This is a genomic window from Stenotrophomonas sp. GD03819 (genome assembly GCF_029841665.1).
GTDB classification, from domain to species: Bacteria; Pseudomonadota; Gammaproteobacteria; order Xanthomonadales; family Xanthomonadaceae; genus Stenotrophomonas; species Stenotrophomonas geniculata.
The window spans coordinates 1-19,179 of the sequence record NZ_JAOCEW010000006.1; the positions used below are offsets into that span (position 1 = coordinate 1).

The 19,179-nt window shown below is 61.4% G+C and carries 17 protein-coding genes and 1 pseudogene; 10 read left to right on the forward strand and 8 right to left on the reverse strand.

Annotated features, from left to right (window positions below; genetic code table 11):
* Nucleotides 1-45: 45 nt before the first annotated feature.
* On the forward strand, nucleotides 46-1,776 hold the full coding sequence (gene aceK, locus N5D45_RS04985) for a bifunctional isocitrate dehydrogenase kinase/phosphatase (RefSeq protein ID WP_057502416.1): 1,731 nt from the start codon (nucleotides 46-48) through the stop codon (nucleotides 1,774-1,776).
* 61 nt (nucleotides 1,777-1,837) lie between these two features.
* Nucleotides 1,838-2,728 (forward strand): energy transducer TonB, encoded by an 891-nt coding sequence (locus tag N5D45_RS04990; protein ID WP_279938511.1) that lies wholly within the window; start codon nucleotides 1,838-1,840, stop codon nucleotides 2,726-2,728.
* Nucleotides 2,729-2,762: 34 nt separating this feature from the next.
* Here N5D45_RS04990 and N5D45_RS04995 read toward each other — a convergent pair whose 3' ends face one another.
* The 4 genes and pseudogenes from N5D45_RS04995 to N5D45_RS05010 form a co-directional block, all read right to left on the reverse strand.
* Nucleotides 2,763-4,337, reverse strand: coding sequence for a sensor domain-containing diguanylate cyclase (locus N5D45_RS04995; protein ID WP_228354854.1), 1,575 nt, complete (start codon nucleotides 4,335-4,337; stop codon nucleotides 2,763-2,765).
* Between the two features lie 207 nt (nucleotides 4,338-4,544).
* Nucleotides 4,545-4,683, reverse strand: a pseudogene (locus N5D45_RS05000) (transcription termination factor Rho); the annotation flags it as partial.
* Nucleotides 4,684-4,820: 137 nt separating this feature from the next.
* Nucleotides 4,821-5,657 (reverse strand): hypothetical protein, encoded by an 837-nt coding sequence (locus N5D45_RS05005; RefSeq protein WP_279938512.1) that lies wholly within the window; start codon nucleotides 5,655-5,657, stop codon nucleotides 4,821-4,823.
* Between the two features lie 168 nt (nucleotides 5,658-5,825).
* The gene (locus tag N5D45_RS05010) at nucleotides 5,826-6,260 is read right to left on the reverse strand and encodes a hypothetical protein (RefSeq protein ID WP_265952182.1); all 435 of its coding nucleotides are present in this window, start codon (nucleotides 6,258-6,260) and stop codon (nucleotides 5,826-5,828) included.
* A gap of 685 nt (nucleotides 6,261-6,945) precedes the next feature.
* Here N5D45_RS05010 and N5D45_RS05015 point away from each other — a divergent pair.
* A complete protein-coding gene (locus tag N5D45_RS05015; protein WP_197598678.1) occupies nucleotides 6,946-7,284 on the forward strand; it encodes a helix-turn-helix transcriptional regulator in 339 nt (112 codons plus the stop codon).
* On the opposite strand, the gene N5D45_RS05020 is transcribed toward N5D45_RS05015, so the two are convergent.
* Nucleotides 7,274-7,840, reverse strand: a complete 567-nt coding sequence (locus N5D45_RS05020) for a recombinase family protein (RefSeq protein ID WP_279938513.1) — start codon at nucleotides 7,838-7,840, stop codon at nucleotides 7,274-7,276. The two genes, N5D45_RS05015 and N5D45_RS05020, sit on opposite strands and share 11 nt — an antisense overlap.
* Before the next feature lie 169 nt (nucleotides 7,841-8,009).
* On the opposite strand from N5D45_RS05020, the gene N5D45_RS05025 reads away from it, so the two are divergent.
* The 5 genes from N5D45_RS05025 (at nucleotide 8,010) to N5D45_RS05045 (ending at nucleotide 11,589) form a co-directional block, all read left to right on the forward strand.
* Nucleotides 8,010-8,387 (forward strand): TIR domain-containing protein, encoded by a 378-nt coding sequence (locus N5D45_RS05025; RefSeq protein WP_279938514.1) that lies wholly within the window; start codon nucleotides 8,010-8,012, stop codon nucleotides 8,385-8,387.
* Entirely contained in the window at nucleotides 8,387-9,337 is a 951-nt protein-coding gene (locus N5D45_RS05030) for a caspase family protein (RefSeq protein ID WP_279938515.1), read from the forward strand. The genes N5D45_RS05025 and N5D45_RS05030 overlap by 1 nt, the downstream gene beginning before the upstream one ends.
* The gene (locus N5D45_RS05035; RefSeq protein WP_279938516.1) at nucleotides 9,334-9,801 is read left to right on the forward strand and encodes a hypothetical protein; all 468 of its coding nucleotides are present in this window, start codon (nucleotides 9,334-9,336) and stop codon (nucleotides 9,799-9,801) included. The genes N5D45_RS05030 and N5D45_RS05035 overlap by 4 nt, the downstream gene beginning before the upstream one ends.
* Nucleotides 9,802-10,469: 668 nt before the next feature.
* A complete protein-coding gene (locus N5D45_RS05040; protein ID WP_279938517.1) occupies nucleotides 10,470-10,946 on the forward strand; it encodes a hypothetical protein in 477 nt (158 codons plus the stop codon).
* 49 nt (nucleotides 10,947-10,995) lie between these two features.
* On the forward strand, nucleotides 10,996-11,589 hold the full coding sequence (locus N5D45_RS05045; protein ID WP_279938519.1) for a hypothetical protein: 594 nt from the start codon (nucleotides 10,996-10,998) through the stop codon (nucleotides 11,587-11,589).
* Nucleotides 11,590-12,427: 838 nt separating this feature from the next.
* On the opposite strand, the gene N5D45_RS05050 is transcribed toward N5D45_RS05045, so the two are convergent.
* From N5D45_RS05050 to trxA, 3 genes are all read right to left on the reverse strand, one after another.
* On the reverse strand, nucleotides 12,428-13,660 hold the full coding sequence (locus N5D45_RS05050; protein WP_279938522.1) for a tyrosine-type recombinase/integrase: 1,233 nt from the start codon (nucleotides 13,658-13,660) through the stop codon (nucleotides 12,428-12,430).
* A 153-nt stretch (nucleotides 13,661-13,813) separates the two neighbouring features.
* The gene (gene rho / locus N5D45_RS05055; protein ID WP_029379723.1) at nucleotides 13,814-15,556 is read right to left on the reverse strand and encodes a transcription termination factor Rho; all 1,743 of its coding nucleotides are present in this window, start codon (nucleotides 15,554-15,556) and stop codon (nucleotides 13,814-13,816) included.
* 229 nt (nucleotides 15,557-15,785) lie between these two features.
* Complete coding sequence (trxA, locus tag N5D45_RS05060; RefSeq protein ID WP_005411275.1) at nucleotides 15,786-16,115, reverse strand: thioredoxin; 330 nt, start codon at nucleotides 16,113-16,115, stop codon at nucleotides 15,786-15,788.
* A gap of 510 nt (nucleotides 16,116-16,625) precedes the next feature.
* On the opposite strand from trxA, the gene rhlB reads away from it, so the two are divergent.
* Complete coding sequence (gene rhlB / locus N5D45_RS05065) at nucleotides 16,626-18,347, forward strand: ATP-dependent RNA helicase RhlB (RefSeq protein ID WP_010481045.1); 1,722 nt, start codon at nucleotides 16,626-16,628, stop codon at nucleotides 18,345-18,347.
* A gap of 144 nt (nucleotides 18,348-18,491) precedes the next feature.
* The gene (gene ftsE, locus N5D45_RS05070) at nucleotides 18,492-19,178 is read left to right on the forward strand and encodes a cell division ATP-binding protein FtsE (protein WP_005419728.1); all 687 of its coding nucleotides are present in this window, start codon (nucleotides 18,492-18,494) and stop codon (nucleotides 19,176-19,178) included.
* Nucleotide 19,179: the final 1 nt, after the last annotated feature.

Here is a 19,179-nt window from a genome sequence, read left to right on the forward strand (position 1 = left end):
CCACGCCAGCGTATGGTAAAGCCGGTCCTCCCGGGTGAGCCATGCATGTCCAAGCCTGACATCGCTACCGAGCTGGCGCCGCGTATCGCCGGTGCCATCCGCGATGGTTTCGAGCAGTACCATGCCCGCTTCGCGGCGATCACCGCGCGGGCGCGGCAGCGCTTCGAGCAGCGCGACTGGGCCGGTGCGCGACAGGATGCAGTCGAGCGCATCGCCCTCTACGACCTGTGCATCGCCGAGCAGATGGATGCGTTGCGCCGCCTCGCCGGTGACGCGATCGGCGAGCGCGCGCTGTGGCTGCAGGTGCACGCTGGCTACAGCGCGCTGTTGCAGGGCCTGATCGACGCCGAGCTGTACAAGACCTTCTACAACACGCTGTCGCGGCGCCTGTTCGCTACCCGCGGCGTGGACCCGGCGCTGGAATTCATTGCTTTCGACGTCGAGCCTTCCGATGCAATCACCCATCCCGTCGCGCGCCATACCTATGCCGTCTCGCCGACGCGGCCGGTGGAGGCCCTGCAACGCGTATTGGCCGATTATCGTTTCGACATTCCGTACGTGCACCAGCTGCGCTGCGCGGCGGCCATCGCCGTTCGCCTGCAGGACGACCTCGCCCATTGGGGGGACACGCCGGTACGCAGCATCGAACTGCTCGACACCGTGTTCTACCGCGAGCGCCGCGCCTATCTGGTTGGACGTGTATTCGGCGAGCACCGCTTCTCACCCTGCGTGATTGCCCTGGTCAACGACGCGCGCGGCCTGCGTGCCGATGCGGTGCTGACCCGGCGCCGTGATGTTGCCCATCTGTTTGGCGTGTCGCGCAGCTACTTCCAGGCCGATCTGGGTACGGTGGGCGATGCCGTGGTGTTCCTGCGCAGCCTGCTGCCGGGCAAGCCCATCGATGAGATCTACACGGTGCTGGGACGTGCCAAGCAGGGCAAGACCGAGCGCTACCGCACGTTCTTCCGCCACTTCAACGAGCACCCGCAGGAGCGGCTGGTGCATGCCGAAGGCACGCCGGGCATGGTCATGGCGGTGTTCACCCTGCCCAGCTATCCGCTGGTGTTCAAGCTGATCCGCGACCGTTTCGCGTGGCCCAAGGCGATGTCGCGGCAGCAGGTGGAAGAGAAGTACGCGCTGGTGTTCAATCTCGATCGTGTCGGCCGCCTGCTCGATGCGCAGCCCTATCGTCATCTGCGCTTTCCGCGCGCGCGTTTCGCGCCGGCCCTGCTGGACGAACTGCTGCAGCAGTGCGCGCAGAGCGTACGCGTTGATGGCGATGAGGTGGAGATCGCACTGTGCTACGTGCAGCGCCGTTTCCGTCCATTGAACCTGTACCTGCGCGAGCAGGGCGGGGAGGCGGTACGTGCAGCGGTGCTCGACTACGCGCAGGCGATCACCGACATGGCGCGCAACAACATCTTCCCCGGTGACATGCTGCCGAAGAACTTCGGTGTATCACGGCACGGCCGGGCCGTGTTCTACGACTATGACGAGCTGTGCCTGGTCAGCGACTGCGTGTTCCGTGCGTGGCCGCAGCCGCGTACGCCGGAGGAGGCCATGGCCGACGAGCCCTGGTTCCATGTTGGCCCGCGCGATGTGTTTCCCGAGCGCTTCGGTCCATTCATGGGCCTGCCGGCTACGGAGCTGGCAGCCGTGCGCGAGCACTACCGGCACCTGTTCGACCCGGGCTGGTGGCAGGGCCTGCAGGAACGCTTCGCACGAGGGGACTATCCGGATACGCCGCCCTATGCGGGTGCACACCGGCTGGCCTGAGCCGGCTGTCATGGGTATTGGGACTGAGGTACGCTCGCTGTTCATCACCAAGGATCCGGCAATGATGCGTTCTCCACTGTTTCTCGCCCTCGCGCTGGCCGTCGGTGCCGGCGCCCCCCTGCTTGCAGGTGACGCCACTGCGCAGACCGCACGCGCTGTACGTGCGACTGCGGAAATGAGCATGGTGCTGTCCGGTCATATCGAGGTCACGCCGGAGGGCGCGGTCAGTTCGCTGGTGCTGGACCAGAAAGCCATGGTCGCCCCGAGCATCGCCTCCTTCGTCGAAGGCACCATCGGTGGCTGGCGCTTCGAGCCCACGCTGCGTGATGGCCAGGCGGTGGCCACGAGGGCCCCTTTGCGCGTTCGCCTGCGCGGCAAGGCTGCGGCCGACGGCGGTTATGAAATCAGCATGACCAGTGTCGACTTCAGCGAGTACGATCCTGAGGCCACTGGTTCGGTGACCCCGCTGCACATGACACCGCCGCGCTACCCGGAGGCGGCCTACCGTAACGGTGGCCAGGGTGAGGTGCTGCTGCTGGTCAAGGTGGCGCGTGACGGAACAGTGGCCGACGTGGCCGCCGAGCAGGTGAACATGGCTGTGGTCGCGTCCGAGCGGACCCTGGCCAAGATGCGCGACATCCTGGCCAGAGCCAGCGTCAGCACCGCCCGCACCTGGACCTTCAAGCCACCGACCACCGGCGAGGACAGCACCCGGGACAGCTGGACGGTTCGCATCCCGGTGAACTTCGCCCTGAACCATGATCCCAATGCAGAGGCGGAACGCTATGGCCGCTGGCGCGCTTTCATTCCGGGGCCGCGGCAGAGCGTGCCGTGGCACGAGGCCGACCCGGTCGAGCAGGCCGGCAGCGATCTGCTGCCGGAAGGCGGCGTCTACATGGTGGACGGCGCCAAGCCCGGCCTGCGCCTGCTGACCCCGCTGCAACAGAGCTGAGACCCGCTGCGGAGCCGGGCAGCCCGGCTCCGCGTCAGTCGGCGTACGGGTAGACCACCACCCGGTTGCGGCCCTGTTCCTTGGCCATGTACAGCGCCTTGTCGGCCAGCCGCAATGCCTGCTCGGCGTCGACATGGAAGCTGGGGAAGTGGGCCACGCCCAGCGATACGGTGATGGTGCCGACCGATTCGAACCGATGGTCGGCGATGTGCTGGCGCAGGCGTTCACCGGCCTGACGGGCCGATTCAGTACTGATGCCCGGCAGCAGCAGCAGGAATTCCTCGCCACCAGCGCGGCAGAGGATATCGCTGTCGCGCGAGTAGCGGCGCATCTGGTCGGCGATGTGGACGATGGCGTTGTCGCCGACGTCATGCCCGTAACTGTCGTTGATCGACTTGAAGCGATCGATGTCCAGCGCCAGGATCGCAAACGGAATGCCCTGCACCTGCAGCGCGTCCAGCGCCTGCTGCAGCCCGCGGCGGTTGAGCAGGCCGGTCAGCGGGTCGGTGCGGCTGGCACGGTTGAGCGTGCCGATACGATCCTGCAGGGCATTGAAGCTGTGCAGCACGGCCTGCTTGAGCTGGGCGACCTCGAAGTACCAGGCGCGGATGCCGCTGACATGGTTGATCGCATTGCCGGTGTCCTCGCCGCCCTGCACATTGCGCGCCAGCTGCCACAGCGGCATCGAAATGCGGCGCGCGAACCACCAGGTAACCAGCAGCGACAGCAGGCCGAGCGGAATCGCATTCCAGATCACCGCGGTCATCAACCGTGACAGCGGCTGCAGGGTGGCCTCGGTCGGGCGCTGGGCAATGATGCCCCAGCCAGTGGCCGCCACCGGCGCATAGCCGGCCAGCATCGACACACCACGGTTGTTGCGTACCTGCTGTGCGCCACGCTCCCCGCGCACCACGGCCTTCACCGCCGGGTTGCCGACCACGTAGTCACCCACCCGCTTGCCATCGGCGTGGTACAGCAGGCGGCCATTGCGGTCCACCACGTACAGGTAGGAGCCGTCGCGGTAGTAGTGCTTGCCCAGCAGCGTGTGCAGTGCGCTGCGCTGGCGCAGGTACAGGGTGCCGCTTACATAGCCGCGATAGCGACCCTGGCGGTCGAAGATCGGGTGCGACAGCGACACCAGCAGCTTGCCCGTAGCCGACTGGTAGGGATCGCTGATCATCGGCTGGCGCGCCGCCAGTGCCGCGTTGTTGCCGACACTGTGCAGCACCTCACCCTGCAGCTGCAGGGTCTGCGGCGAGGTGGCGATCACCAGGCCGTCGGCGTCCACCACCAGCGAGGAGTTGAAGCTGCTGGACTGCAGTTGCAGGCGGCTGGCTTCATCCTGGGCCTGCTTCGGATCGAGGTCGTGCTCGCCCAGGCGGGTCGCGGCATAGGCCAGCTGCTGCTGCGCAGCCAGCAGGAAGTTCTGGGTGGTCTCGGCCAGCTTGGTGGCATAGACGCGGTTGGCTTCCAGGGTGTTGCCGACCAGCTGGTCGCGCTGCACCCGGTAGCTGGCCAGCAGGGTGTTGGCCAGGGCGATGATGGCACTGAGCAGGGCCAGGGCGAGGATCAGCTTGCCCAGGTTGAGGCGGGGAGACAGCGTTCGCATGCGTCGACGGATCCGGCAGGAGGCTGGACCCGACCGGTTCTCCGGAAGGGGCGACAGCGGGAATCGGTGGCCAGGCCGTCAGGGCCGGGCAGGGGCCGGCGGATTATCGCCAAAAGTGGGCGGCGGCGAAGTGAAGTGCGTCGCCCTGCAGGCAAAAAAAAACCTGCCGCAGCGAGCGGCAGGTTTCTTCCGATGCAGCGCCGTGGATCAGCGCTTCATCGAACCGAAGAACTCGTCGTTGGACTTGGTGTTCTTCATCTTGTCGAGCAGGAATTCCATCGCGGCCATCTCATCCATCGGATGCAGCACTGAGCTTCTTTAGGATTTCACATCTTCTCAGACAGTCAAGCCCATGATTTCGTAGTCTTTTTTGCGGTTCTATTACGCTTTTGAAGCACCGTGCGCAGGTCGGCTAGCCCAGTGGGCAATGGCGAGATGAGGCCCTGTTGGGGTGCAAGGTCCGGGTTCAAGCTCTGGAGGGGGTCAATCCTCCAGTACGAACCTGCCATCAGAGAAGCGCCAAGCCTTCTTTCCTGGCAGACTCCTCACCACAGGCTTGCCACCTCGGTTGTCCAAATAGAAGTTCGTCCCCTTGAACTGGCTGGCGTTCTCGGAATAGCCAGGCAGGGCATCTCTGCTCACGTTGCGCCACTTGCCATCCTCATACCGATAGACGTTCAACTCATGCAAGCCTGAGTTGCCTTCGTAGTGGGTCACCAGCGTGTTCGAGGAGCCAGGCGGTAGCCACATCTGAGTGCTTGCATCGAGTTCGGCGAACCCGGTGCTGGCATCTATGCGCACGAAGTCCGACGGTGATGTCCCTGCATAGCTTGGATGAGACCTCAGCGCAGAGATAACGTCGTAGACTGAGGTGAACCCCTTTGATGCATCGGCACGTCGGTCACAGTCACTGCCAAGTGGGGAGGTCACTCGATTCACCCTTACCTGCATGAGACGGGCTTCAATGCGCTCGTCATACATCTCATCTTCTGGCAGCAACTTCACATTGGCTAGCACAACGCTGGCCGTTCCCTTTGCTATGTATTTGCATCCTGGCTTCTGCCCGGTCGGTACGACCCCAAGAAGCTCGGCTGCTTCCGAGGGGTTTGACAGGCACAAGGCACCTCCCAACTGTTGCAACTGTGGATTCCGCGCCACCGAGGCGGCATCCAGCTGAAAGCAGACGTTGAGTCCTTCGTCCGTTTCCATACGGGATGCGTCGTGGTACTCCCACTGACCAGTGACGGTGAGAAGCCCCTGTGCTGGCGAGGATAGGGGGACAATTGCTAGGGAGGCCACAATAGCGAGCCGGGTCAGCATATGAGTTGTCCTTGAATGCAATGAATGTAAGAACATGGTTTCTGAGCTTCGCTGAGCAGCTACGCTCCTCGTTGAGAGGAGTCCCTACCTGCGCGAAGCCGCGAAAGGCCAAACTTGTTGAGCCTTTAGCTCGGACGCTGCTTTGGTCTCCGCTGCCTCACTTGCCCGCTACAGGGCAAGAACTGAGGTTATGTCCTTGGCGTTAGGGTCGGCAATCAGCTCTTCCACCTTGTTGAACGTTGGGATGCTGTCCTTCACGTCTACGCACACCAAGCTGGTGACCCCCTTCTCATAGAAGATAGTGGCAACTCGCTCTTCTCCTGGCATCAAGGTAACGCCCATCATTGCGTGCACATTCTTGGGTCTGCCGACCATGCGTTTCTGACCGTCGAAACCTACGCACTCCATGTTGGCCTCTCTAGGGGCGCTCATGTGATTGCGCATCACGCAGTTGAAGCTGACAGGGCCGCGCCGCTCGCATGACGTGGGCCTGACGAATCCGAATGAGACCATTTCACTTGGGCCACCCATTGCCGTGAGCTGGTCACAACCAGCGAGGAGGATTGGAATTAGGGCGGTGCAGATGGGGAGAGCGGGGCGCATGGTTCTCCTTTGGCGCAGAGGATGTTCTAAGAGAAGAGAGACTCGCCTAGCGGCGTTGAAGGTCTGCCTCGCAGTTCGGGCAGGAGTAGATGTCACGGCTTCCAGACATTGACAGTCCGCTGACCACGGCACCAACAATGAATGCAGCCGCTACTCCTATGCCACCGAACAGGACAAATGCGGCGCATGCTGCTGCGGTTGAGAGAAGCGTGCTTCCCCACCAAGTCGCGTACCACGGCTTCAAACTGGATTTGATGCCCATGAGACCGGCGTATCCGCACTCCAGGCATGTCATGCCCGGTGCGTGCCGTTGGTGCCTCTTTAGGTTCTTACGTATGTGGTCGGGCAGCGCGTACGTTCCGTTACTGTCAGAGGGCGGCTCATTCCTTTTCACAGATGTCCCCTAATCGAATGATGACTGCATCCCGCCCTAGCAAGCTTCGACTGACTCACAAGCACCTTACGGTCTAGTCAGCCGCCTCTAATTCCTCCTGGGCAAGGGCTTAGGGACACAACCGAGCACACCTTCCCGCGCGAACAATTAAATGCTCCGACCGGGTTAGCTTGTTCGGGCTGCCCACACGCCGAAAGTATGGATATTCCGAACATGTGGAGTCAAGCGTGGCCGAACGACAGCGGTGCGGACTCTCCATATTTTGGTTGCCTAGTTCAGCAGGCAATCGACATGAAGAGCTTTGGCGATAGATTGCGGGAAGCGCGTGCAGCTTCCGGCCTGACACAGGAGCAACTGGGCTTTGCCATCGGTGTCACCAAGGCTTCGATTTCGGCCTGGGAGAATGGGCGCGAAACCCCTAGCTTCCGCGTTCTGGTTGACCTGCGCGACGCCTTGAACAGGTCTTTGGACGAACTCATTTGCGGCAGAGTGAGCGCCGTAGCCGAGCCTGCGGCTACCAAGGAAGGCGAGCTGCGCGCCACCAATGCGCAGGAAGAGGCCTTATTGGTTCGCTTTCGAGCGCTCCGAGCCAGGAAGCGTGAAGCTCTTCTTGAAGTCCTTAAGCCGTAGTGCCGGCCTGTAGGGCACGGTACACGCTGCTACGGCTGATGGAGAAGCGCTCAGCCAGTTGCTCAATACTGAACCCTTCTTCCGCCCGCAGCCTACGAATGCGTTCCTCCTGTGCACTCGTGAGCGCCTTCTTGCGGCCGAACTGGGTGCCCTTCTGCTGAGCGAGCGCGATGCCATCTCGTTGGCGCTCAGCTCGGATATCGGCCTCGAACTCTGCAAAGGCTCCAAGAAGGTTGAACATAAGCTTGCCCTCTGAGGTGGTCGTATCCAAACCCTGGTCGAGCACTCGTAGGCTGACCCCCTTCTGCCTCAGACGGTCAGCAATCTTTGCAAGGTCCAGTACTGACCGGGCCATGCGGTCCAGGCGGCATACCACCAGCACGTCCCCATCGCGCAGATACTCCAAGGCTGCCTGCAACTCAGGGCGGTTCTCGGCCTGGCGACCAGAGCGCTTCTCCTGGTAGACCTTGCCGCACCCCGCCTTGCCCAGCTTGTCCAACTGAACGTCGAGCGATTGGCCCGCTGAGCTGACACGTGCATAGCCAATCATTTCCATCGGCGTCTCATAACGTTTAGATGTTGTGAGAATACCATTCTGGCATGGATTTTGGAACGGGCGGGAGGCCGTCCCAAGATGTATAGAATTTGACTTGGAATGCGTTCAGGAAAAATTTAGTATTGCGAAAAGGCAGTTCACACGATGTACGTCAAAGGGAGTTGTATACATGGGTAAGAAGGTCATTTTTGTCGCTTTCGCAATCGAAGATGAGCGGATGCGGGACTTTTTGAAAGGGCAGTCACTTCTCACGAACTGCCCGTTCGAATACGTCGACATGTCAGTGAAGGAAGCCTACGAATCGGATTGGAAGAGTAAAGTCGAGACTCGCATCCGACGCTCAGACGGCGTAATCGCCCTTATCAGCAGCAACTCGTTGAAGTCCACTGGACAACAGTGGGAGGTCGCTTGCGCTCGCAAAGAAGGAAAGCCAGTTCTCGGAGTTTGGGCCTACACCAATGACCGCACTAAGCCTGATTTCATGGCTGGCTACTCGATTGTTGAGTGGTCATGGGATGGCATCAAGAAGTTCATTGAAGGGCTGTGATGCGCAGAGCACTGCTTGTCGGAATTGACAACTACGACAACTTCACGCCATTGCGAGGATGCGTAAACGACGTTGATGCACTGCGGCCTATGTTTGAGCGACATGAGGATAATTCGCCGAACTTTGAAGTAGTTTCCGTCACGAGCGACAGGTCTAGAGTGACTAAGGCTGAGCTCATGTCGAACATCGTGGCATTGCTGGCTCCAGGCGCAGATGTTGCTGTGCTGTATTTCGCGGGCCACGGCCAAGCGGAAGCCAGTGATGTCACTCTGTGCACGACCGATGGACAGGCTGGAGATGAGGGAGTCGCCTTCTCCAGAATCCTATCCCAGGTGCGCGAATCAAAGGTTGGCGAGGTAATCATCATCCTCGACTGCTGCTTCTCCGGTGGCGCCGGAGGAACAGGTGTCATTGGCGGGGATTTGTCGCTTCTTCGTCCGGGAGTTGCCATCCTTTCAGCAAGCAGAGCCGACCAACCGGCAGGGGAGAACAACGGGCAGGGTGTGTTCTCCTTCTATCTTGGCGGCGCCCTCGACGGCGGCGCGTCTGATGTACTTGGTCACGTGACAGTAGCGACAGCGTATTCGTATCTCAGCGAATCGTTGGGAGCTTGGAGTCAGCGGCCAACTTTCAAGAGCAACCTTGAGAGACTGAATGCTCTGCGCAAATGCGAGCCCGCCGTCCCGCTCCCACTTCTGAGAAGGCTTCCAAGCATCTTTCCTACAGAGAGCTACGAGCTGCCTCTCGACCCAAGCTATGAGCCGGACGCAGAGCCAGACCATCCAGAGCATGAAGAGGTCTTTTCGATGCTACAGAAGCTTCGAGCGGCCAAGCTATTGGAGCCAGTCGGCAACGAGCATATGTACTACGCGGCAATTAACAGCCTAAGCTGTCGTCTCACTCGCCTTGGTCGTCACTATTGGCGAATTGCTGCTCGGGGTGCTCTATGAAGATTGGATTCTCGGGACACCAAGACCTTCCAACGGTAGCAGCAGTACTGCTTAAAAGGCAGTTGGAGAAAATTTTCTCTGAGAGCGGAGAGGTAGTTGGTGTATGTGCCCTGGCAGAAGGAGGGGACCACCTCTTCGCTCGTGCAGTACTTGAGTGGAATGGAGAGCTTGAGGTCGTTGTACCTTCCCAGAAATACGAGACGACATTTGATGAAAAAAGTCGGCTTGAGTACGGGATTTTGCTTGGGAAAGCCACAAGGACTACAACTCTAGAGTTCAACAGCCCCTCGGAAGAAGCCTACATGGCGGCGGGAAAATATATCGTCGAACATTGCGATATTCTTGTCGCTGCTTGGGATGGAAAGTGCGCGCGCGGCCTCGGCGGCACTGGTGATGTCGTGAAGTACGCAGAGCATATTGGCGTCAGGGTCATTGTTGTATGGCCTGGGGGTGTTGAACGATGAATGCAGCTGACGACAGCACGTGCGAGCCCGCCAAGCGCCCTCCCAATGAGTATAGGCAGTGGCTTATTGCGGCCGAGCAGAAGGCTCAGGATGACTTTGACAAAGCCGTTTTGTCTCTTTCTGGGGGAGCGCTCGGCATCTCCTTCGTTTTTGTGAAGGACATCGTTGGCCCCGACGCGATACTTGAGCCCATTCTGCTCTTGCTATCTTGGGTAGGTTGGGGACTTAGTTCTCTGGCAATTCTCTCGTCCTACTTCTTCAGCCACCTTGCATTGCGGCAGGCAATTCGTCAGTGCGATGACGGGTCCATCTATAGCAATACTCCAGGGGGAATCTTCGCTCGCATAACAGGGAACCTCAACGCTCTAGGTGCAGTCCTTTTCGTCACAGGCGTTTGCTTCATGGCAGCCTTCATATACGTAAATTTGTCCTCACAAGGAAAACAGCATGTCCGACAAGAATCCGTCCAATCCTCCCAATCGACCACCGACTCCGCCACCACAACGTCCTCCGTCAGGAAGGCCCGGTGACGGTGGACTGCGCACTCCTGGGAAGGGATACATTCCGCCGCCGCCGCCGCGTCGTGGCTAGAGGCCTTAACGAGTGCTCGCAGACCTGATGACGACTGTCTCCAAAACTCTGTCAGCTTCAGCTGGATAGGCTCAGATATGCCCAGCCTCTACAGACTAGTTCATAGGTTTCTGCCTGCTGGTACCCGTTTGGCGTGGTCCAGGTCGCTAATCGAGGACGACTATGCAAGAGAACTGACCAATGCTCGCCAAGCCAAGGACAGAGAAAAGGTTGCTTATCTCGAATCCACTCGACGCTTCGAGCTTGAACTGCAGCAGGAAGAAGAAGATGACCACTTAACTAAGAAGCTTCGGCTCAAAGCCAATCGACTACGAGTGCCCGTGCCACATGTCCGAAGTGCGGATGGCAGCTTATCCGACCAATGGTATGAAGGTAGCCAAACGGGGCGCTGGTACTTGACGGACCTAGGCATTCGCACCCTTCGTGAAGAAATACGGAAAGAGCAGAAGGCGCGGCACGAAAGCCGAGCACAGCTTACCGTGTGGCTTTCTGCACTAACTGGCATCCTAGGTGCAATCACGGGCCTTGTGGCGGTTATTCAGAGCGCCATCTAGCAATCTTCGTTCAGATGGCGCTGAATTTTTCAGCTTCGAGGAATCGCGTTTGAGTCGTCCCGACATCTCCCGTTATCTGGTTCATTTTACCAAGGGCACCGACGACCAGGACGCCATAGGTGTCCTGAAAAGGATAGTCTCTGAACGAAGAATTCTTGGGGGCCGGGGTCATGTGCGGGGCGGGCATGGCTGCGTCTGTTTCACGGAGTCGCCGCTTCAAGGAATAGCCGGCCGTCTAGTGAATGACAATGGCTACTCTCGCTATTCACCATTTGGCATCATGTTCGATAAGCGATACGTGTTCGGACTTGGTGGGCGCCCTGTCATATATGGGCCTGCTTCCGAGTACGAAACACTTTCAGACCATATGCAGTGGCGTCATGTGAGATATGAGCCAGACATCGACCAACCTGTCGACTTCACTTGGGAGCGCGAGTGGCGTGTCTTGGCTGATGAGGTGACCTTCACGCCTGACATTGCCCGAATAGTTGTTCCTGATAGGACGTCAGCGAGGCAGCTGGCAGCAGGGTGGGAGCAAGCGGAAGACTACAAGATTGAGCTTTATTCGCTAGTGATGGATGAGCATTTGGCAATTCAGTATCGTGAGCCGTGGCCTTGGGACATCATTGTTCTAAGTGAATAATGCATTGAAGTTCATAGTGGTCCTCCCGGCAGCAAAGTTCCCGTGACCCCGCTTGGGCCAATTTGCATTAGCTGTGCCCCCGCTGGCCGGTCTACTCTGCGGATGTCTGCGATGCTGTACTCATGGACGACTTCAGGTGTGAACTCAATTCGTTGGACGTCGACCCAGTTGGGTCCTGACAACTGAGGTCCACGGCAACTCAGTCCTCCTCTGCATGTCTTGGGACGCTTGTTCCTTGCCGCTTCCTCGCAATCGCACTTTGGACCTGGAAGTCTTGGATAGAGCTCTGAGGCAGCTCTTCGCACGTTCTCTTGGAGCCAAACAAATGGTTCGGTCATCGCACCGTCCAGGCCCCAGAGTAGGAAGTGGAAGTGGTATGTACCCTCGAACTTGGTATCGGTATGGCGCTCAGCACAGACCAGTCCTCCAAAGTTCTTTCGTACACGTTTCGGCAATCTATTGAGCAGCTTGAGCACGAATCCTCTCATGCCTATCTCGGCAGCTTGGTCTCTTTGAGGCTGTCGATAGGTCAAAGTTACGAAGTATTCGGGTTTCATGTCCGAGAGGTGTGCAATGTATCCATCAGCTAGTCGCATGCGTTGTTCAGTGTTCAAAATGTGTTCTCCGTTAAGTGATTTTTCTGTTGTTGGTCAGGTGTAGCTGGGAACATTGGACACGCTAAAAGAATCCCATGTTGCTGATTCGCATAGGATTCGATGTACAAGAACCACGCCAAAGGCCATGACTGCAGGAGGCAGAAAAGCATCTCGCCTTGGACTATTTAGGGCGGCTTCCGGAGCGTGTAGATTCGGCGGTCCCTGAACGACGGAACTCGTCTCTATCCAACGCAATCGATGAAGGCTGTAATTGCCTGTTCGACTTCCTTTGGGTAAGCAATCATTTGCCCTGTCGCTGCCTGCGTGGCCTCAGTAGCGCCTCCGCTATAGAGCTGGAAGGCGAGAGTGGGTAGCGAGTGTCCGACGTACCTCGCAATGCGGACCTGGTCTACGCCGAGGTTCTCTAGGCGAGTGATGAACGTCCTGCGTAGCGAGTGGAAATCGGTTGCCCCGGTTAGTCCGCGTCCGTTTCTGTGATAGCGGAAAGCTTGACCCACACGCCAAGAGAGCTTGTTGTCATAGCCTCCCCCCTTCAGTTCAGGAAATAGCTGGGCTGCCTTTGCTTCTTTTTGCTTGAGGCGTCGCATCAGCAGTCCCTTAGCAATGGGATGCCAGATTGCCAGCGTGCGTGTACCGGCGGCTGTCTTGCTCTTGCAGATATGGATGTACACGAAGCCATCTTCCACGCGAACATCCCCGCGTTTGATCGAGCAGATTTCATCAATTCGGGCGCCCGTATACAGGCCGAGTACCATCACCTCCCGAAGTGCTGGGTAGCTAGGTTCTCCTGAGAAGAGCTGGACCAGCTCTTGCATTGTGTACGGACGCTTCTTGGGCGTGTTTGATGAGTCCTCCGCACGGATGCGGAAGCCCTTCCAAGGATTGGTACCTTTGGGCAGATAGCATCGACTGCTCATCCATTCCCAGAATGCCGCTAGGGCACTGAGCTTGCGTCTACGAGTGCTGGGGCTGTCCTTGGATTCAAGTAGGCATTCATCGACATACGAGGCTGCCAAAGCGCCGGTGACAGCCGTAGGGCTTCGGTTGTTACCCAAGTAGCAGCGCAACTCTTTGTAAGCCTGCTGTCGTTGAAACCGAACAGTCTTGAGGTTGCTAGTTGCGGCCCATTCCTCTGAAAGCGCATCCAGACCGGCTGAGGGGCGGAGATTCTGCGAGTTGACCTGCGCGGGAGATGGGGCCGCATCTTGCTCAATAGCTCTAGAGGGAGATATGACAAGAGCCAGACCAAGGTTCGGATTACTGGCCTGCGCTTGGAAGTGCTCATGCACCTGAGAGATGACCGCCCACTTCCTGCGGTTTGCGTCATCCAGGTCGCGTGTGTTCAGCGCACGCCGGATGTGTGTGCTTTTTACGATTCCGCGTAGTGCGGTTGGAACCTTGATACGGACGTACCAAGAGTGCCCAAGGCGTTGCAGATAGCGATTCTTGCTCATATCCCGTCCTGATGGAGGGGCATTGAGCTGTCTGGTGGTCAAGGTTGGTGGTCAGAGTCATGGATTTCGCCATGCCCTCAACCCTGCGCATTCCGCCAAGAAAAAGGGCCTCCGGAAATCCGAAGGCCCTGTTCTCACGTGCTTTTCGATGGTTTACCGCTTCATCGAACCGAAGAACTCGTCGTTGGACTTGGTGTTCTTCATCTTGTCGAGCAGGAACTCCATCGCGGCCATTTCATCCATCGGATGCAGCAGCTTGCGCAGGATCCAGATCTTCTGCAGCAGTTCCGGCTCGATCAGCAGGTCTTCGCGGCGGGTGCCCGAACGGTTGATGTCGATGGCCGGGAACACGCGCTTTTCAGCGATACGGCGGCTCAGGTGCACTTCGCTGTTGCCGGTGCCCTTGAACTCTTCGTAGATCACCTCGTCCATCTTCGAGCCGGTGTCGACCAGCGCGGTGGCGATGATGGTCAGGCTGCCGCCTTCTTCCACGTTGCGCGCGGCACCGAAGAAGCGCTTCGGGCGGTGCAGGGCGTTGGCGTCCACGCCACCGGTCAGCACCTTGCCCGAGCTCGGCACCACGTTGTTGTAGGCACGGGCCAGGCGGGTGATCGAGTCGAGCAGGATCACCACGTCCTTCTTGTGCTCGACCAGGCGCTTGGCGCGCTCGATGACCATTTCGGCCACCTGCACGTGGCGCGCGGCCGGCTCGTCGAAGGTCGAGCTGATGACCTCGCCGCGCACGGTGCGCTGCATTTCGGTCACTTCTTCCGGGCGCTCGTCGATCAGCAGCACGATCAGGTGCACGTCCGGGTGGTTGGTGGTGATGGCAGTAGCGACCTGCTGCATCATCATGGTCTTGCCGGCCTTCGGCTGCGACACGATGAGCGAGCGCTGGCCCTTGCCCTGCGGGGCCATCAGGTCGAGGATGCGGCCGGTGATGTCTTCCGACGAACCGTTGCCACGCTCCAGGGTGAAGCGGCGGCGCGGGAACAGGGCGGTCAGGTTCTCGAACAGCACCTTGTTCTTCGACGCTTCGATCGGCTCACCGTTGATGGTGTCGACGATGTTCAGCGCGAAGTAGCGCTCGCCGTCCTTCGGGAAGCGGATGCGGCCGGAGATGTGGTCGCCGGTGCGCAGGTTGAAGCGGCGGATCTGGCTGGGCGAGATGTAGGTGTCGTCCGGGCCGGCCAGGTAGCTGGCTTCGGCCGCGCGCAGGAAGCCGAAGCCGTCCGGCAGGATTTCCAGCACGCCGTCGGCGGCGACGCCGTCACCGTGGCGGGTCAGCACCTTCAGCAGGGCGAAGATCACATCCTGCTTGCGGGCGCGGGCCACGCCTTCGGAGATCTGCAGCTGCTCGGCGATTTCCAGCAGCTTCTGTGCCGGCATGCGCTTGAGGTCGCTCAGCGAGTAGACCGGGAAGCCCTCGGGCACGTTGGCGTGCGGGCGCGGCACGAACGGCTGCTGCTCGCCTCCGTCGTTGGGCAGGCCATCGTCGCGGAAGCGGTTGTTGCGGTCACGGTCGCGGCGGTTGCGGAAGCGGTCGCGGCGGTTGCCCTGGCCTTGCCCCTGGCCCTGCTGGCCGTTCTGGTTGTACGGGTTCTGGCCCTGGTTCTGGCCGCCCCCCTGGTGGTTCTGCTGGCGCGGCTGGCCGGATTCGCGACCCTCACCGCCTTCGCCGCCGCCACTGCTGGCAGGGGCCTCGGCGGCGGGCGCGCTCGGTGCGGGGGCAGCAGCCGGTGCCTCGGGCGCGGCGGCCAGCGGCAGGGTCGGCTGCGCCGGAGCGGCGCTGGTTTCGGCGGCTGCCGGGGCGGCGGCCTTGCTCACGCGGGGCTTGCGCACGCGCTTTTCGGCGGGCGCATCGGCGCTGCCGGTTTCGGAAGTGTTATCGGACAAGAGCGTTATTCCTCGCTTGAAGGTGCGAGCGCCCGGCTGGGGCGGCGAACGTTGGGAATGGGTCTGGAGGAAACTGCGTCCAGAGGGTGCGGCACGCGAACGCGGCCGGATATGCCGACACTATCATCGGCCTGCGGCGCCGTGCAAGGGCTGCCGGGAACAGCATTCATCATGGGCGCGGGGCGCCCGCCGGCAGCCGCGGTCGGCGGCTGCCGGAGAACAGCAGGAATCAGGCCAGGGCCTTGTCCAGCAGGCCGGCCAGCTGGGCCTTGCCCACCGCACCGATCTGCTCGCCAACCTTCTCGCCGTCCTTGAACACGACCAGGTACGGAATCGAACGCACGTGGTACTTGGCGGCCAGCGCACGGTTGTGGTCGACGTTGACCTTGGCGATCTTGGCGCGGCCCTGGTAGGCGTCGGCCAGCTCGTCCAGCGCCGGGGCGATCATCTTGCACGGGCCACACCACTCGGCCCAGAAATCGACCAGCACCGGTTCCTTGGAATTCAGCACTGCACTATCAAAGTCGGCGTCGCCGACATGTACAACCTTGTCGCTCATCTTGGTTTCTCGTCTTGGATTGCACCCGGCCATGCCGGAGGTGGGTGAACTGGGCCATGCCCGGTGGCGCGACCCTCGTCGTTGCCTCGCGGCGCACTGCCGCGGTGCGTTCGGCGGGATGCCTGGACGCTCACGGCCGGCAGTGTACCCCTATCGCAGGGCAGGGACAGGCGCCGGCTGGAACCCAGCGTATCGTGATCGCTTCGATACCGGGTATGTGTCGGATTTCACTGTCTTCCTGTACATGGGGCTGGCAGTGGGCGACACCAGCGGGCCTGGCAGGGCCGTTCAAGTCCGGTGTGGCTGGGTGAAGGGCGCCGTCTCTTGACTTTATGAGACAGGTCATTCCGGTTTGCTGGCCCGAGTGCGTTAAACTGGGGCATTGTGCGGCGCACGGACCGGGTGGTCCCAGCCTGCCAACCCGCCGCAGGGGCCGCAGTTTGCGACGGTGCCCCTAGACGCTGAAGTGCCAGCCGCCCCACGGGCCGGCGGCCATACCAAGACGGACTCATGAGCGACAAACCGCTGACCGATTTGACCTTTTCCTCCTTCGAGCTGCACCCGGCCCTGCAGGCCGGTCTTGAAGGAGCCGGATTCACCCGTTGCACCCCGATCCAGGCGCTGACCCTGCCCGTCGCGCTGCCCGGTGGTGATGTTGCCGGCCAGGCTCAGACCGGCACCGGCAAGACCCTGGCCTTCCTGGTCGCTGTCGTGAACCGCCTGCTGACGCGTCCGGCCCTGGCCGACCGCAAGCCGGAAGATCCGCGCGCGCTGATCCTCGCCCCGACCCGCGAACTGGCCATCCAGATCCACAAGGATGCGGTCAAGTTCGGTTCCGATCTGGGCCTGCGTTTCGCGCTGGTCTACGGCGGCGTGGATTACGACAAGCAGCGCGAACTGCTGCAGCAGGGCGTGGACGTGATCATCGCCACCCCGGGCCGCCTGATCGACTACGTGAAACAGCACAAGGTGGTGTCGCTGCACGCCTGCGAGATCTGCGTGCTGGACGAAGCCGACCGCATGTTCGACCTGGGCTTCATCAAGGACATCCGCTTCCTGCTGCGCCGCATGCCCGAGCGCACCACCCGCCAGACCCTGCTGTTCAGTGCCACCCTCAGCCATCGCGTGCTGGAGCTGGCCTACGAGCACATGAACGAGCCGCAGAAGCTGGTGGTCGAAGCCGAGACCATCACCGCCGCGCGCGTGCGCCAGCGCATCTACTTCCCGGCCGACGACGAGAAGATCCCGCTGCTGCTGGGCCTGCTGTCGCGCAGCGAAGGCGCGCGCACCATGGTCTTCGTCAACACCAAGGTGTTCGTCGAGCGTGTGGCGCGTTCGCTGGAAAAGGCCGGCTACCGCGTGGGCGTGCTGTCCGGCGACGTGCCGCAGAAGAAGCGTGAGAGCCTGCTCAACCGCTTCCAGAAGGGCCAGCTGGAAATCCTGGTGGCCACCGACGTGGCTGCGCGCGGCCTGCACATCGACGGCATCAAGTACGTCTACAACTACGACCTGCCGTTCGATGCCGAAGACTACGTGCACCGCATCGGTCGTACCGCGCGCCTGGGTGAAGAGGGAGACGCGATCAGCTTCGCCTGTGAGCGCTATGCAATGGGCCTGCCGGACATCGAGGCCTATATCGAGCAGAAGATTCCGTCCGAGCCGGTGACCAAGGAACTGTTGACCCCGCTGCCGCGCCCGGAACGCCCGGCCCCCGCAGCAGGCGAGGAAGGCGAGGACAACGAAAGCGTCGGCCAGATCTTCCGCGAAGCGCGCGAAGCCCGCGCCGCCGAGGAAGAGCGTCGGGGCGGTGGCCGTAGTGGCGGCCGTTCAGGCGGTGGTGGCCGTGGTGGTCGCGACGGTGAGCGCAGCGGCGAGCGCCGCTCGCGTGGCCCGCGCAAGCCGCGCGTGGAGGGCGAACAAGGCGCTGCCGCCCCGGCCGCCGGTGCCGAAGGCGCCGTTGCCCAGGCCCCGCGTCCGCCGCGCCCGCCGCGCGCCGAAGGCGCACCGGAAGGTGCGGTGGACGGCGAGCACAAGCCGCGCAAGCGCCGTCGTCGTCGCCACGGCCGTCCGGTCGAAGGTGCCGAGGGCGTGCAGAGCGCTGCCGGCAATGGCGCCAGCCCGGTCACCCCGGTGCAGGTGGTGGCCAAGCCGGTGCGTACCGCCGCTGATACCGGTGATTCGTTCCTGACCCGCATTGGCCGCAAGATCCGCCGGATGCTGTCGGGCAACTGATCGGTACTGCCGATCAGCGGGTAGCACCCGACCGTTGGTCGGGTGGCTTTGAAAGGTGTGCCGACCAACGGTCGGCACCCACCAGGCGGGGCCGGTGGCACCCACCATCTCCACGACGTCGCGCCGGTCCTGCATAATCGGGGCATGAGTGTCCTGCGCTTCGACAATGTCAGCAAACAGTACGCCGGTGGCCACGAGGCACTGACCGATGTCAGCTTCGAGGTCGCGCCGGGCGAGATGCTGTTCGTCACCGGCCATTCCGGTGCGGGCAAAAGCACCCTGCTCAAGTTGATCCACCTGGACGAGCGGCCCAGCCGCGGTGCGGTGGTGTTCGACGAGCGCAACCTGCTGAAGGTGCGTGGCGGCGACGTGCCCCGCCACCGTCGCGCGGTGGGTGCGGTCTACCAGGACCATCGCCTGCTGATGGACCGCTCGATCGCCGAGAACGTGGCGTTGCCGCTGATCTTGCGCGGCACCCGCCGTGGCGACATCAACAAGCGCGTGCGCTCGGTGCTGGAGCGGATGGGCCTGGGCCATCGCGAGAAGGCGCTGCCCTCGCAGCTGTCGGCCGGCGAGCAGCAGCGCGTCGGCATCGCCCGCGCCATCGTCGGCGAACCCAAGCTGCTGGTGGCCGATGAGCCGACCGGCAACCTCGACCCGACCCTGGCCGCGGAGATCATGGCCCTGTTCGCCGAGCTGCCCTCGCGCGGCACCAGCGTGCTGGTGGTCAGCCACGATCTGCCGCTGCTGCGTCGCATGCGCAAGCGCGTGCTGATCCTCGACCACGGCCGGCTGGTGGATGACATCTCGCCGCAGGACCTGGCGGAGTAAC

Excerpts from the sequence above, each read along its gene's own strand:
- trxA (WP_005411275.1), bottom strand. The coding sequence starts at position 16,115 with ATGAGCGACAAGGTTGTACATGTCGGCGACGCCGACTTTGATAGTGCA.
- N5D45_RS05040 (WP_279938517.1), top strand. The coding sequence starts at position 10,470 with ATGCCCAGCCTCTACAGACTAGTTCATAGGTTTCTGCCTGCTGGTACC.
- N5D45_RS05020 (WP_279938513.1), bottom strand. The coding sequence starts at position 7,840 with ATGGAAATGATTGGCTATGCACGTGTCAGCTCAGCGGGCCAATCGCTC.
- N5D45_RS05050 (WP_279938522.1), bottom strand. The coding sequence starts at position 13,660 with ATGAGCAAGAATCGCTATCTGCAACGCCTTGGGCACTCTTGGTACGTC.
- N5D45_RS05015 (WP_197598678.1), top strand. The coding sequence starts at position 6,946 with ATGAAGAGCTTTGGCGATAGATTGCGGGAAGCGCGTGCAGCTTCCGGC.
- ftsE (WP_005419728.1), top strand. The coding sequence starts at position 18,492 with ATGAGTGTCCTGCGCTTCGACAATGTCAGCAAACAGTACGCCGGTGGC.
- N5D45_RS05025 (WP_279938514.1), top strand. The coding sequence starts at position 8,010 with ATGGGTAAGAAGGTCATTTTTGTCGCTTTCGCAATCGAAGATGAGCGG.
- N5D45_RS04990 (WP_279938511.1), top strand. The coding sequence starts at position 1,838 with ATGATGCGTTCTCCACTGTTTCTCGCCCTCGCGCTGGCCGTCGGTGCC.
- N5D45_RS05030 (WP_279938515.1), top strand. The coding sequence starts at position 8,387 with ATGCGCAGAGCACTGCTTGTCGGAATTGACAACTACGACAACTTCACG.
- aceK (WP_057502416.1), top strand. The coding sequence starts at position 46 with ATGTCCAAGCCTGACATCGCTACCGAGCTGGCGCCGCGTATCGCCGGT.
- N5D45_RS05035 (WP_279938516.1), top strand. The coding sequence starts at position 9,334 with ATGAAGATTGGATTCTCGGGACACCAAGACCTTCCAACGGTAGCAGCA.
- rhlB (WP_010481045.1), top strand. The coding sequence starts at position 16,626 with ATGAGCGACAAACCGCTGACCGATTTGACCTTTTCCTCCTTCGAGCTG.
- N5D45_RS05010 (WP_265952182.1), bottom strand. The coding sequence starts at position 6,260 with ATGCGCCCCGCTCTCCCCATCTGCACCGCCCTAATTCCAATCCTCCTC.
- N5D45_RS05005 (WP_279938512.1), bottom strand. The coding sequence starts at position 5,657 with ATGCTGACCCGGCTCGCTATTGTGGCCTCCCTAGCAATTGTCCCCCTA.
- N5D45_RS04995 (WP_228354854.1), bottom strand. The coding sequence starts at position 4,337 with ATGCGAACGCTGTCTCCCCGCCTCAACCTGGGCAAGCTGATCCTCGCC.